Source organism: Mesorhizobium sp. PL10, assembly GCF_053714315.1.
Genome location: NZ_JBSKBR010000053.1, coordinates 1 through 13,627 on the forward strand (window position 1 = coordinate 1; position 13,627 = coordinate 13,627).

At 59.7% G+C, this 13,627-nt stretch carries 9 protein-coding genes and 1 pseudogene; 1 reads left to right on the top strand and 9 read right to left on the bottom strand.

What is annotated here, in order from left to right; translation table 11 throughout:
- Positions 1–351: 351 nt before the first annotated feature.
- The 3 genes from ACWGTO_RS31450 to ACWGTO_RS31460 all read right to left on the bottom strand — a co-directional run bounded on the left by ACWGTO_RS31450 (position 352) and on the right by ACWGTO_RS31460 (position 3,813).
- On the bottom strand, positions 352–1,038 hold the full coding sequence (locus tag ACWGTO_RS31450) for a class I SAM-dependent methyltransferase (RefSeq protein WP_454578643.1): 687 nt from the start codon (positions 1,036–1,038) through the stop codon (positions 352–354).
- Positions 1,039–1,647: 609 nt separating this feature from the next.
- Positions 1,648–2,955 (bottom strand): cytochrome P450, encoded by a 1,308-nt coding sequence (locus ACWGTO_RS31455; RefSeq protein ID WP_454578644.1) that lies wholly within the window; start codon positions 2,953–2,955, stop codon positions 1,648–1,650.
- A 189-nt stretch (positions 2,956–3,144) separates the two neighbouring features.
- Positions 3,145–3,813 (bottom strand): hypothetical protein, encoded by a 669-nt coding sequence (locus tag ACWGTO_RS31460; protein WP_454578645.1) that lies wholly within the window; start codon positions 3,811–3,813, stop codon positions 3,145–3,147.
- Between the two features lie 470 nt (positions 3,814–4,283).
- Here ACWGTO_RS31460 and ACWGTO_RS31465 point away from each other — a divergent pair, with 470 nt between their 5' ends.
- Positions 4,284–4,769 carry a hypothetical protein gene (locus tag ACWGTO_RS31465; protein ID WP_454578646.1) on the top strand — a complete coding sequence of 162 codons (486 nt, stop codon included), beginning with the start codon at positions 4,284–4,286 and terminating at the stop codon, positions 4,767–4,769.
- Here ACWGTO_RS31465 and ACWGTO_RS31470 read toward each other — a convergent pair.
- From ACWGTO_RS31470 to ACWGTO_RS31495, 6 genes and pseudogenes are all read right to left on the bottom strand, one after another.
- Positions 4,712–5,419 carry a class I SAM-dependent DNA methyltransferase gene (locus ACWGTO_RS31470; RefSeq protein WP_454578647.1) on the bottom strand — a complete coding sequence of 236 codons (708 nt, stop codon included), beginning with the start codon at positions 5,417–5,419 and terminating at the stop codon, positions 4,712–4,714. The two genes, ACWGTO_RS31465 and ACWGTO_RS31470, sit on opposite strands and share 58 nt — an antisense overlap.
- A gap of 1,180 nt (positions 5,420–6,599) precedes the next feature.
- Positions 6,600–7,034: a pseudoazurin gene (locus ACWGTO_RS31475; RefSeq protein ID WP_454578651.1), complete on the bottom strand. Its 435-nt coding sequence runs from the start codon at positions 7,032–7,034 to the stop codon at positions 6,600–6,602.
- A 1,933-nt stretch (positions 7,035–8,967) separates the two neighbouring features.
- The gene (locus tag ACWGTO_RS31480) at positions 8,968–9,120 is read right to left on the bottom strand and encodes a hypothetical protein (protein ID WP_454578648.1); all 153 of its coding nucleotides are present in this window, start codon (positions 9,118–9,120) and stop codon (positions 8,968–8,970) included.
- 477 nt (positions 9,121–9,597) lie between these two features.
- Positions 9,598–10,161, bottom strand: a complete 564-nt coding sequence (locus ACWGTO_RS31485; protein WP_454578649.1) for a CpaD family pilus assembly lipoprotein — start codon at positions 10,159–10,161, stop codon at positions 9,598–9,600.
- A 10-nt stretch (positions 10,162–10,171) separates the two neighbouring features.
- The gene (locus ACWGTO_RS31490) at positions 10,172–11,641 is read right to left on the bottom strand and encodes a type II and III secretion system protein family protein (protein WP_454578650.1); all 1,470 of its coding nucleotides are present in this window, start codon (positions 11,639–11,641) and stop codon (positions 10,172–10,174) included.
- A 753-nt stretch (positions 11,642–12,394) separates the two neighbouring features.
- Positions 12,395–12,567: pseudogene (locus ACWGTO_RS31495) on the bottom strand (IS3 family transposase); the annotation flags it as partial.
- Positions 12,568–13,627 lie beyond the last annotated feature (1,060 nt).

The following is a 13,627-nucleotide window of genomic DNA, read 5'->3' on the forward strand; positions in this document are numbered from 1 at the left end:
CGACCGGAGTTTGGCTGCCGACTGCAATGACGGCGTTGCAGAAGTGCATTCGGTTGGCGGCAGGTTTCGCCTCGTTCGTAATGGCAAATGTTGGTCAGCGCGACCGCTGCGAGCGGACAGGAGACCAGCCTTCATTGTGGTGAATGTCCACTGCGGCATCAGAAACGTGAAAGGCTCTAGCGTATAGGGCTGAAGAAACTCCCACGCAGCCCCGAGTACGTCGTGCTCAACTCGTCCATGACGGCGGCGAGCTTCGGCCCCTTGGGGCGGGTCTGACACACCAGTCCGACTCAAGCTTCCGAAGCGAGCATTGCAGGCGAAAGTCCGGGCCGGCGGCCGCAACCACTTTACTCAATCGGCGGTAGCTTCGAAGAGGGCCACAACTCCCCTAAACTCGACTTTCACGTTGGAAAAGCGCTCGCCGAGTGCGGTTTCAAGGTCTTCTACTGTATCCGCGGCGTTCGAGAAAATGCCCTTCCTGTTGTAAAGGTTCATCAGCGCCCGGGCAGGCCGCGAACGCGGAACGCTGCCCTGCAGGATCGTCGCCCCGAACACACGTGCGCCTGGCGCCAACAGCGGGCGCAGATGATCAAAGGCGATAGCCTTTTCCGGGATTGTCCCCGGGAGACAATGGAAGAGATAGCAAAGCGCAGCCGACTTGAATTCCTCAATGGGGGGAAGCGGCGCAAGGATGTTGGCTTGAACGGTTTGCGGCGCGTACCTTCGGATGCGCTTGGCCGCAAGTCCGAGGCAGTGGGGATTGAGATCGAGAAGCGTGATGGCGGGATTGGAAACGGGCCATTTGGCTTTGTCAAGGAAGTAGCCGGTGCCAACCCCGACGTCGAGGTGACGGGCAGTGACGTTGCGGTCGTAAAGCTTGCGCAACTCCTGCGTCGGGCAACGCCACAGAAGATGGTTTGAGAAACCCAATACAACCCAGTCGTATGTGCGCAGCACCATCGGCGAATAGATCGCGTGACCTGCATCGATCTCCACCCGTGTAGCCGCCATGCGCTCCAGCTCCTCAGAAAGCTTCAATCACGCGCTCATCAAGACTTCCATTACCGGACGTTTCCTCGACGGGGGCTGGATCACGAGCTTGCTCGTACCACCTGCCGCCGCGATGGCAGGTGAAATAAGCACTGTCGCCGCCGCAGCCCTCGGTAACATTGATCGGTGAGGCAAGAGGAGGGTCAATTCCTCGTGTCGCTTTGACAAGCCCATCGACCGATGGCCGGGCACGCTACATCATCGTTGATCGACGTTGACTGTTCCAGGTACTCGATGTTGCACTGATTGGAAAGGCTTCCGCCGAGGCCAAGGCTGCGAGAAGGAGAAAGCTGCTGCTACAGGGCGCGTGTCATGGATGTTCTCCGTCTAGGAGGGATGGGACTTCGTTTTAAACGAAGTGAGATTGTTGCCTGTCGATTTCAAACGGCTCCGTTGGCTTTTTGATGTCACAGCTGGAGGAGCAAGAGCCGTGCCAGAGGCGCAGCGGTCGCTTCTTATTGAATTCCCTCCCGTCTCGCGGTGAGCGGGTAGCCGTTAGTTTTGTCGAATTCCATACAAAATGGACGGATCGAATACCTCCGGGGGCATTGGCCTTGACGAAATGGTGTCGGATCGGGCTTGGCGGCAGTTGCAGCCTCAGGGGGCCGAAGACGGTGGTGTTGTCGCGACCGACGATGCGCTCCTCCTCGACGCACAGGATCTCAGCCAACTGGTCCGCGTCGGCGGCGACGAAGGCGCTGTCGGCGATCTCGGGCGGCCTGGCGAAGCGGACATTATGGGCGGGCGGGTGGACGTCCGCGATGAAGCGATTGGCGCCCGCGCTGTCGCGAATGCCGGCCAGCGCCAGATCCCTTGGCAGTCGCTGCTGGAGTGTCGAGAACATCCGTTCCGACCGGCCCCGCGCTTCGGGCGAATAACCGGGCATGCTCGTCCCCTCGTGCGAGACCAGCCACCCCGGCGGCCCGACATCACCGAATGCGTGGTCAATGCCGCACTCTCTAAGCGATGGAAGGGCAAAGGTGACCGGCAGGCGCTGCGGGCACCGAATGACGTAAGACGGCATGTAGCCTCGGCGGCGATGGCCAGCGCCAGATCCTCCAGCCGCCCGAACAGCGCGGGGAAGGCGCAGCGCATTTCCAGGCGCGCCAGCGCCGCGCCCATGCACAAACGCGGCCCCTCGCCGAACGACAGGTGCGGGTTGTGCCGTCGGGTAACATCGAACCTGTCGGCGCCGAGACCGAAGGCCTTTTCGTCCCGGTTCGCCGCATGGAATGCCATCAGGACGGCGTCGCTGCGGCGGACCATGCATCCGTCGATCTCCACGTCCTGGGCGGCATAGCGGAACGGCAGATTGGCCACTGCGCTGCCCCAGCGCAGGATCTCCTCGATCGCCTGTGACCACGGAACTTTGCCGCTGCGCGCCAGGTGCAGTTGCTGCGGATGCGTCGGCAATGCCAGCACGCCATTGCCGATGACACCGGTGGTGGTCACGAAGCCGGCAGAGAGCACCATGAACAACATGTCGATGAGCTCGGTGTCGGAAACGAGCTCGCCGTTATCGCGCGCGACGATCAGGGCCGAAGCCAGATCGTCGCCGAGGTGGCCCCGCTTGAGCGCGATCAGGCGACGGAAGAACTCCGGGATGCGCTGCCGCGTCTGTCGCGCCTCTGCGGCTGTGGCGGAGGTGTTGGCCAGACTGTAGGTGAGCGCGACGATCTCCTCGCGCTGTTCGTCCGGCAAACCGAACAGTTCAGCGATCACGTTGGTGGGCAGCGGATCGGCGAACTCGCGCATCAGATCGGGACTGCCGTCGCGCTGCACCATCTCGGCCAGGAGTTGATCGACGCATTGTTCGATCCGTGGCGCGTTGTGGGGCGGTCTGGCCGAGGCAAAGGCCCTCGACGGCACCTTCACTGGCGATGCGGAACGGGTCCAGAGGGCCATCCTTGGGCTCCAGGCCATGGGCGAGTAGATGGGCGTCCCATGACGCCGCGTCCTCGAATCCGGACGGCTCGCGCCCGACATGCAGAAGATCCGTCGTGATCACCGGCAGCCCGCGCTCCAGCATGTAGGCGCGTGAGGCGGCGTTCAGGACCCACCGGGCCGACCCGCCGTGCAGGAGCCGCAGGAAGTTCAGCCGGCTCTTCGACTTGGTGGTCGTGAACACGGCGAACCGGTCATTGCCGATTTGCGTACACACGCCATTGACCGCGCCATGGCGGGCCCGATATCGTCGACGCTGACCCAACCGGCCGTCAGAACCTGCTTCGCTTCGGCGACAAAGGCGTCGATCTTGCTGGTCAGGATCCGCACGACCTGGCGCTTGGAGATCGACACGCCGAAGTCGCGCAGCAACGCGACGATCCGCTCCACGGTCGATTGACCCTGGTGATAAAGCGACAGCACCAGACGCCGAAGCTCCAAACCGAAGTGCCCGTCGACCCCGTCCGGCAGCGGAGCGACGACGATCCGGCCATCCGGCAAACGCCAGCGGTCCCGATGATAGCGGACCACCCGCACCCCGATCGTCAGATCCTGCACCACGAAGCTTGTCCGCCCCACAAACCGCGAGCCCGGTGGCGGCTCATAACAAAGACGGCGCTCTTCGGTGACGATCGCCCGGCTCGAGCCACGCCGCTTCGGACCCGTTGCCGCAGGAAAGCTCCGCTTCGACGACTGCTCCATCCCGCTCGGCTTCAGCGTCGGGCGCGGCGGTAGACCTTTCAGACGCCGGATCTCATCCTTCAGAGCCGCATTCTCGGCGCGAAGCCCCGCGACCTCTGCCCGCAACTGCAGGATCATGTCGAGCAGGTCCGCAGGGGTCAGCGTTCGAGAATCTGGTGGCTCCGCCATCGCCTGATGGAATCACGCCGCCCGCCAAACCGCCACCCACTCTAACCCGATACACCCGAGTCATAACGCCGCGTCCGCCACCGGTTTTGCCCCGGTTACGATATCCCCATCGTAAGCCTTTGAAACGGCTTCCAGTAGCCGGTCCCACACCCCTGCCCGGCGCCATCCGAATTTTTCCTGCCCTTTGCGTTGAAGTGCTCATTTCCGCCCTGTTCTTGGGCACGCTCTTAACCCCGCTCTCCCTAAGGGATTATTTTTCCCACCCGGAATTCTGGCGCTACCTCGGCAATATAGTGGGCTGGGTGCACTTTGACCTCCCGGGCGTCTTCGAGAACCGACCTCCCCCGAACCGTGTGACCGGATCACTTTGGACTGCTCCCTTCGAACTGAATTGCTAAGTCGCAATTGCAGCTTTGGGAATGGATGGTTTCGTCAAGCGACCAATACTTTTCACAAACGCAGCCGTCTTTGGCATGCTCGCGCTTTCCGCAAAGGCAGCCTTCACTGGTTTCTTCATCGTTGGTGGCAAAGCTCCTGGCGGGTTGCTAATCCTATCGGTTCTATTCGGAGCCGCAATCTATTTCCTCCGCAACACATTGCCATTCTCGATTCTTCTGTTCGTTCAGAGCTTCACGCTACCCTTAGTGTGCTTCTACTTCGGGGCGATGTTCTACCTCGCTACACCGTTCGTCGCCTACTCAACGGCATACATCGGGCTACTCAATCCAAGGCGAACGCTCCTGGTACGCGGCGCCGAATATTCTTATGGCATCTACCTCTATGGCTCTCCTTCCAACAGGTGCCTTTCAACGCTTCCGGGCGGCACATTCTGGCTTTTGAACATCGCCTATACTGTCCTCCCTTCAGGCTCCGTCGGCTTCTCGAGCACTCGCAATGCCCAGTAATGGGCATGCTCCTCCTCGACAAAACTGCCGTTGTTCAGACATTGCTGCGGCGTGAGGACACCGGCCTCCTGTAGACGCAGCACCTCGTCTTTAAAGGACGCCGCCTCCACATAGCCCTTGTCAGCGCTCACCACCACAAATCCGTTCGGGCGCGCGACGCGGGCCAACTCACGCAGCCTATGCGGTTGCACATGTCCGAGCGTGAAGACGCCGCAACACACGATCATATCATAGCTCGCGCTGGGATAGCCCTTAAGCGGTCTGTTAAGGTCAACATCGCCTTGAACATTGCGGTAGATCCCGGTTTGCCTCGCCATTTCGGCCATTGTCTCGCAGAGATCAAAGCCGTCGATTAAGCGAAAGCCAAGATAATCCAATTCGACGCCAACTAGGCCTGTACCGCAGCCAGCGTCCAAAATTGTCACGGCAGCTCGCTCATGGCCGATATAGGCACCTTGCACGGCCCCCGCCAGTTCCGCCACGACCGAGGGGCCGCGGTAGTGTTCGCGCTCGAGGTCCTGCTCGTAGGAACTGGCCCATTCACGGTAGTACTGGGCCAAACGATCAGCGTCGCCGTGGAGCGCCTGAGAAGCCTTGAACCGCTTTCGCGACGGCTTTTGGTTTGCGTTCTGTTTGTCGCCCGTGTTCATGCATTCCTCGGTGCGGGCCAGGTAGTGGCCGCCTTCAGTAGTGACGTCGAGAGCCGAGAACCTGCTACCCATTCAACAAAGATACTTCGTCTCACAGATGGATCAGCTCGCGCGAGCTCTTCCTAATGACGTAGAACCGATCCTTATGGCTCATCTGGGTCGCCTTGTTCAGTGCCCCGAAGCGGACCTGGTCGACGGCAGGGCGCTTCTCATCCGTAGTGGTGACAGGTATGAACTATGGATGAGTCCGGAGGGGGTGCCCGGGGAGCCAGAACGCACGTCACGGACATCGATCGTGAGCCGGCGTAGCGATCGTTGATTGTCACCGCCCTGTCTAAATCGGCCGGCGCCAGTAGCGGATTTGGAACGCCTGAACCCTCCGGCAGCGCCTCCGCGGCTCCCGTTCCCTGAGGAACGGTGCAGCGCGCTTGCGTGCGGATCTTGCGCATGGCGCCTGCCTCTCTTTGTGAACCGTGACGCTCTCGGATCATCTGACGCATTAATCGTGCCAAAGGAAGAAAGCTTTCAATTCAAAGGGGCGAACCCCAGTTATGTCGTCTGTCTGACATCGTTGTGCGTAGCACTGCATCCATCAACATTGAAAGCGCACGCATCCTAAATGCCGTGGTGGACCGCACTCTCTCATGGCTAAGAAGGTGGCGGTCCCTCAGAGTGATGATGTTGAACCGATTGTGTAGCCCCAAGGGACAACCATAGACTATCATGTGGAAATTAGTGGGTAGCTTGAACGGAGCAGCATTTGCGTGGTCGATTCATCGGACAAGTTCATGCGAGAGACGAAGTTGACGAGTGGACTTGACGGGCTGTTGCAGCATTTTGCCGATCTTGGGCTGCCGGAAGCCAGGATCGGCCTAGAACAAGTCATGGCGGCTGCGTGATCCAGCCGCTCCGAAACGGCTACGCGGATTGAACCTCGCCGACCAGCCCGGTACGCAGCAAGGTGTGGCTAAGAATTGAAAAGCTGCTTGAATTTGCGTTCGCCCTCATGTTGGAGGCAGCCGAGATCATGCAGGCAGGCAATCAGGCAGCATAGCCGTCGCGCCCGAACCTTGATCCCGGATTTCATCAGGCGAAGGCGCGATCAAGTCTCCGCCTTTCCGACCAGCAAGTGCGGATGTTCAGGTATCGGTTCGATCCCGGCATGGCTGACTGCATGGGATCAGCCAGCGATCCCGGCGCGCGCGAAGATTTCGTCGAAGCGCTTCTTCGCCCGCGGCGGCGCACCGACGTTGCGGAAGGCATCGCTCGCCGTGGCCTCCCCGACCTTGACGACCATCACCATGCCCATGCCGTAATGCGCGGAGCACTTGATGCCGTAGAAGCCAGGCTGGTCGAACCGTGCTGTAATCTCCTCGTCGATCTTGCCTTTGAACCCGGCATAGCCCTCCGGGGCCATGCCTTCGATCGAGGCGGCGTTGTGGCTCTTATTGGCGGCTACGAAGTGGAGCTCGTCCCCCGGTTTGAGCTGGACATAGTCGGGTTCGAAGACCATGGAGCCGTGCTCGCCATGATTGAGCATCTTGATCTCGATGGTTTCCGCGCAGGCGGCCGAGGACAACAAAAGTGAGAATGCGAGTATGGCGTTTCGGGTCATGGATTGGGTCCGTGTTGGGTGGAAAGAAATGGTGGCGGGGTCGGGCAAACCGGACAGTGCAGATGCCGTCATCGTCCTGTTCGACCCGATGCCTCAACCTTGAAGTCGTCCTTCAGCAGGTCGGCCGTGAGTATCCGGTCGGGGGGCTCGGTCGCCAAGCCGCACGCGGGCGGTGAAGTGAGCATAACTTTTGTGCGCCCAGATGATCTGGCAACGCCGGCAGTGTTGATCGAGCATGTGTGAGTCCAGCTTTTTGGATACTCTCGAACCATCAGCCGGATGAGCGATGATCCCTCACAAACCTGCCCGCCGTGGCACGCTGATCATCCCGGCACCTTGCCGGGAGACCGCGGCGACCCTGGGAGATGATTGCGGTCGGCCGCGAGACCATCTGGATCCGGCTCGCACCAAGGGATATGATGTTTCAAGCACAGCACATACCGAGGACCGCACGGCGAACGGTTCATTGTGTGTCTCGCCGGTTGACTGTTCCAGGTGCTCGAACGCGAATTAACGTTTGAAGAGGCTTGGGCTGAGGCGAAAGCCGTGAGAAGGAAAGCTGCTGCTGCAAGGACGCGTGTCATGGATACTCTCGTCTATGGGGATGGGACTGTCGTTTCACCTGAACTGAGATGGATACCTGTGGACAGCAAACGCCTCTATTGGTGTAATGTCACAGCTGTAAACGCAAGCGCCATGCCAGAGGCCCAGCAGTCGGTTCTTCTTGAATTCCCTAACTTCTCGCGGTGAGCGAGTACGTTAGTTTTGTCGAGTTCCCTACAAAATGGACGGATAGAATACCTCCGGGGGATAGGCAGTGCACGTCATCAGCGGGAACCAGGCAAGGTCCCTTTGCTTTTGCTTCGAGAGCCGACAATTCGCCGTGCTCCAAGCATCCGATAATATGGTCTCCAAGAGCAGATTTTGTCGAAGTTGCAGGAGTGCATTCGGTTGGCGGCAGGTTTCGCCTCGTTCGTAATGGCAATGTTGGTCAGCGCGACGACTGCGAGCGGGCAGGAGACCAGCCTCATCGACATCCATCACGGTTCAGAGCTCACCGAAGCCGCGCGCCGCCTAGGCCGGGGCGGTTACGAGCTGTCGGACGGCACCTGGTGTCTTTCGATAAGTGGTTTCATAGCATCTGGATCGACATGCGATTTGAAATGTTGACGCAGTTGTCGGACGATTTCGGTCTGCTGTGGGGCGCGAGCACGGGTCAACGTGCCGAAAAGCTCCGCATCGACCCAGCCGCCTTTTTGATGGGCGATCTAGGCCGGATTGCCTGCGCGAGTCACTTTATTGTAACGAGCTGGACTGACGGGCACCGTGGCCTTCGGCACCGCAACGCAATGAACGTTCTCCCAATTTGTTGCATTGCGATGCGGCAAATAGCGGACACCAGGCTGGCCGTCTGCGGATCAACGGAGGGGTCGTGCGACGTACGGCGTCGGCCATCGCTGGCGAAAGGCGGTTTTTGAGCGGAGGACGTTCCTGGATCTCGATTTTCAGAGTGCAGACCCTGCATGACCGAACTGAACGTCGAGCCATCGGCTCCAGCGCCAATATGTGATTCAGCACGGGACCGGTGGGTATCTAGTCCGCCGGGCACATTTCCAAGCCGGTTAACTCCTGTCATAAGCCGTCTCTGAGGATGCGCCGATTACAACGTTTGGCACACAGTGCCGCCGCGGCCTGAACTATTTCGACGCTTCAGAGCGGAGCTCCTTGGAGAGCGCCGACGAGACGTAACTCGCCACAGCCAGGGGTGCGGATCGTTATTTTTGGACAATTGTGCGCTCTGGCATTGAACATACCCCACGCGACTGACGAAAACCTGACCTGCGCGCACAGCTAACCGTTGAGGACGGCCATGAAGCATCCGGCATTGGCGGCACCATCAACCAATGTCAGATAGAGGGCTGTCGGCGCTTCATCACGTTCCTTCGCGGTCAGTTTCTTCAGATACCGCTTCATGCAGGGTCGTTTTGGCGATGAGAGGTTGGGTGCGGCGAGCAAAAAGCACCTTGCCGCGATAGCGACGGTGCTCCGTCAATAGTTGGACGACCTTGAGATCCGTCGCAGCCATCCCGCTGATCTGCATTCTGAAATTGGGACATCAGGGGCAGGTGATGTGACTGGGGTCAATTGGGCCCTGCTGTCCATCCTGAGATCACTGCCCACGATCGATGAAATGCGCTGGTGGGTTAGGCTACAAAGGATTTTCGCCCAAAGCTTGCGGATAGCCGGCTGAAAACGCACATATCATGCCGGGCAGCGGTGCCGACGATGGCCCGACCTCGTCATAGGCCACGACTACATCAAGGATTGTATGCGCAGGCCGAGCACAGAATTTAATCACACAGGAGCTTGGTCCCAGGACCGATTCGACATTGGTCGATTACGAACCGGCAGATCATGCCGAATGGACGAAACTCGACGGCCAGCGTGTTGGCAAATCGATAGCCGCTCATCGCGGACCGGGAGCCCGATGTTCGCGGGGGCAGCGAGCGACGCGTCGATCATCGGCAGTCTCCTGGAACGAGGCCTTGAGAGTTGGGCCACTCTATTCTCCACTTTTCTCTGCCGTGAATGTCCTGTATTTGGCAACTGGTATGGCCGCACGATCACCATGGCTTGGTTTGACAGCTTTGTTGTCGAACAAATCGCGCGGATCGTTGACCATGACCGCGAGGTTGTGGCGTGTCGAACAGCCAAGCGGCTGGTCCACGGATTCGTCGTTGGGCAACGAACTGGAAAACGACGGACAGACAGCAGGGCGGGCATGATAGACAATCGCCTCTATTCGCGCTGTGCGGCCGTGTTGGTCCAACAACTCGATGTTGTAAGCGTCGATGCCCATCTGCTTCGCCTGATGGACTACCTCTGCGCCGAGCCGAGGCGCCCCGCTGATCAACAGATGAAGCGCATCGCGCCGACCGCGGCTGGCCCTCTCAAGAAAATTACGCAAGTGCTGCCGTTCGGAAGCGCGAAGGCTCTCTAAAATTAGGACGGTGGTCTCCTGCCGGATATGCACCGGTGTCGATGGCTCGCCATGGATCGGCGCGCTTACGCAGCCACTTAGGCTTGCCATTAGAGCGGTCAGGTGAACTTTGATCCGCAACGTCATTCGGCCACCGCTATTCGATGACAAAGCCGACACTGCTCTTGGCACTTGGCGCGCCGGTGTGGGCAGTAGCCCGGCCTCGCGGCGGACTTGGCACATTCGATCCAGGCTTCCCCCCATCCGAAGGCGACGCCATCTGGTCCGTGGGCGCGCTCATCTGGTCGGGGCTCGACCCTGGTCTCACGATGTAAGGTGTAACCAGAATAACCAGTTCCGATTCCTCCTTTTGAAATGAGGACGAACGAAACAGGGCGCCAAGGATCGGCACCTGGCCGAGCCCAGGAAAAGCACTGAGGTTATTGCTGACGGTTCGCCTGATGAGCCCACCGATTGCAAAGCTCTGCCCGCTGGCGAGTTCGACGACTGTGTCGGCGCGGCGGGTGGTAATTGCCGGCACGTAAATGCCGTTGATTTGAACGGCACCTTGTGACGTGAGTTCACTGACTTCCGGCTTTACGCGAATATTGATCTGGTTGTTGTTGAGAACGGTGGGTAAGAATTCCAGGCTGACGCCGAAGTGACGGAATTCAATTGAGACTTGCCCGTTTTCCTGCGGCACAGGGATGGGAAATTCGCCGCCGGCGAGGAAGCTGGCCGTTTCGCCGGACATCGCAGTGAGATTCGGCTCAGCCAAGATGGAAGCAATGTGCTCCTTGGCGAGTACGTCGAGAACCGCGCCGATGCTGATGTTACCATCGTCGTATCCGATTTCTGCTGTACCACCACCATTAGCTGCACCCGAGCCGGCACCTCTGCCTCTGCCGCCGCTGCTTAACAAACCCACTTTGAAATTGCCGATTTGACCGAGGGCGGACAGGTTGATACCGAGTTTCTTCATGGCGCCACGGGAGACCTCCGCTACGTGCACACTCAGATTGACCTGCAGGGACCCAGCAACCTTGATTCTATTGACGACCTGCGCACCGTCACCGAGGAATTGCTCGGTGACGGTTTTCGCAGCGTCTACGGTTTCAGCATCGGGCGCTGTACCGCTAAGAATTGCGCCGCGTGGAGTATACTTGACGCGGATCGGATAGTCGCCGACCTGATCCCTCAACATCGCCCGCAGATCCCCGATCGGTTGGGTCACGACAATCTGCAACTCGGCGAGAGCCTCACCGTTGTCGTTCAAGGCAAATAGGGTGGTCCGTCCCGATTTCTTGCCAAAGACGAAGATGGTTTTGCTTGACGGTGCCTGATAGTCCGCGATCGTTGGGTCGGCAACAAAGATGGTCGCGGCTGGCGCGGGCAGACGAACTGTCTTGCCGAGCGAAGAGGAAAGGTTCAGCGTGGCATTGATGCTATTGGAAGCTGCACGCGGCGTCCCTGCATCCCCGTTGTTTTGGGCCGCGGCGGAAAGCGGCGATAACAGCATCAGCGCGCTGAGGAGAGGACCCAAGCAAGGACAACCGGTAGCTCTCGAGCCGTCGATAAGGGTCGGCCGCCGATTGGTCTCAGCATGACGAGTTGGAACTATTTTCAAGACAGGCTTTCTTCAGAGATGACTAATCATGTGGATGCCGCACCAGGCGATTCAAGGATGTGGCCAATGCCACGCACGGTCTTGATCCGTAGCGTTGCAAATGTCCACGCAAGCGATAGATGCCGGTATTCTGCGGCGCAAAGCCTGACGCAAACGGTTTCAACTGCCGAGGACTGAACTGAGAACGAACCATACTGCTCTCCATTCGGAAATATAGGCTGCTCGCAAGTCCGCGCAGAGAAGCTCCTAAGTCTCAGTGGCGAATTGGATTGCGAGCTCCGACGCCAACGACAAGCTATCGCAACTAGCTTTCGAGAAGCTGACGAGTTAGGAAAAACGCGCGTCTACAGGCCTTCATTTTCTAACACGCCCGCTGGGTGCGTGTTTCGGTAAGTCCCGGACGCCGATTTCACTAAGTCCCATCACTGTGATGCCCGTGCGCGGCGCGGAGCGCCGCCACGGGCGACGAAGCGACGCGCGCGGGAGGCCGGTGCGCTGGCGGGCGGCCATCGCGTGAAGCGCTCAGCGTTCTTTTTCTTTTCGCTGGCCAGACCGCGGCGTGTCCTCTTTGACTTCATGGTCGGAGCCAAGGGTCGACGGCATGCCACTGCGACACGGGGACCTGACTCGTGATCAACGAGGATCGCTTATCGTAGTGCTCGTCGGGGACCTCCAGCAGATCGCGGCGCTAGCTGGGCAGCGAGCTCGCCGCCGCGCTACGCTTGCGACTGTCGGGCCCCCTCAGAGAGAATAGCGGTAGACGCGGTCTATCCTCGACGGCTCGCTCTCACCCTCCCGACGAAGGAGATCAATAGCGGCATATAGCCGAAGCGTCTCCGCTCGTTGGCAAGAGCGCGCAGCCTGCCGCGCAGCCTCGGTGTAAGGTGGGCACAAGTACGATAACGGCTCATGTTGCGGTCGGCACTGTGCGTCGACTTCGCGTTTGGAGGCGGGCCTATCGAGCCAACTTCCACCGAGTTCGTCAGTACGCGAGATGCACATATTGGCCTGTCCCCTTGCCATCGTTAAGGCCCTCGGGCGGGGCCCGCTTTCGATCTGCAAGGTAGCGCGCCGCCTTGGTCGTGACCTGTGGGCAGATCCATTCCGACTACATGAGCGCCATCGCCTAACGACTGACCGCCCTCCCCTACGGTTCTGGTCGCGACACCATTCAAGGGGGCGCGCAACTTGATGGTTTCGCGACATCACGATCGCGCTGCTGCTCTTTTGCGATCGCGGCCGCGTTCCTCGTGGTCGTTCTCTCAAACATCTCGGCTTGTTCTGGGGCTGGCGATGCGGCCCGTGTCGATTGTTCGAGGCCGCTGCCCGGGCAACGTGGTGACGGCCGGCGGCGGGCTTTGTCTTGAGGGACGCGGATTTCGATTGTCCAGACCGTGACCGTCACGGAAGGCATCCTCGATGTGCGCACCGAAAAACCGTCGCCAGCAGTTCCACCGCCAGTCCTCGGACTCCTCCGTGCGGTCCTCAGATGCTCGCGGATCTCGGGACGAAATGGCTCATCGGGCCGCCACCTGCGGGAGCCGAATAATATTCCACACAAACCTTCGGCCGTCTTCAGGCGCCTGCTTCGCACACCATTGCGATAAGCCTGGCGAGTTCGGCGCCATGTTCGTAATAGTCCCGCCTGACCGCATCCCGGCTTCCCCCTCCAGTGCTTCCTCCCGGATCAGCCGCGTCGCAAGCCTCATCATTTCCGGGGTGCAATGACGCCCTTCACTCAGGTCGGAAATGGATTGGCGCGTGCGCATGGATGCCGGTATGGGCACCTCCTTGCTTTTGTCGGCGCGAACCGGCGTGGGCTTATGAGTTCTCAGCATAGGGGATCGGCGTCCGGGTTTTAGCGAAAGGCGTGTTCGGTAAGTCGTACGCCTCCGGCGAAGCTTTCCATTACCCACATCTCCTGCGGGCGATTTGCACCCGTTGAATCTTCCATGATTCTGTCTGTGACGCCGAATCATGGAGGCG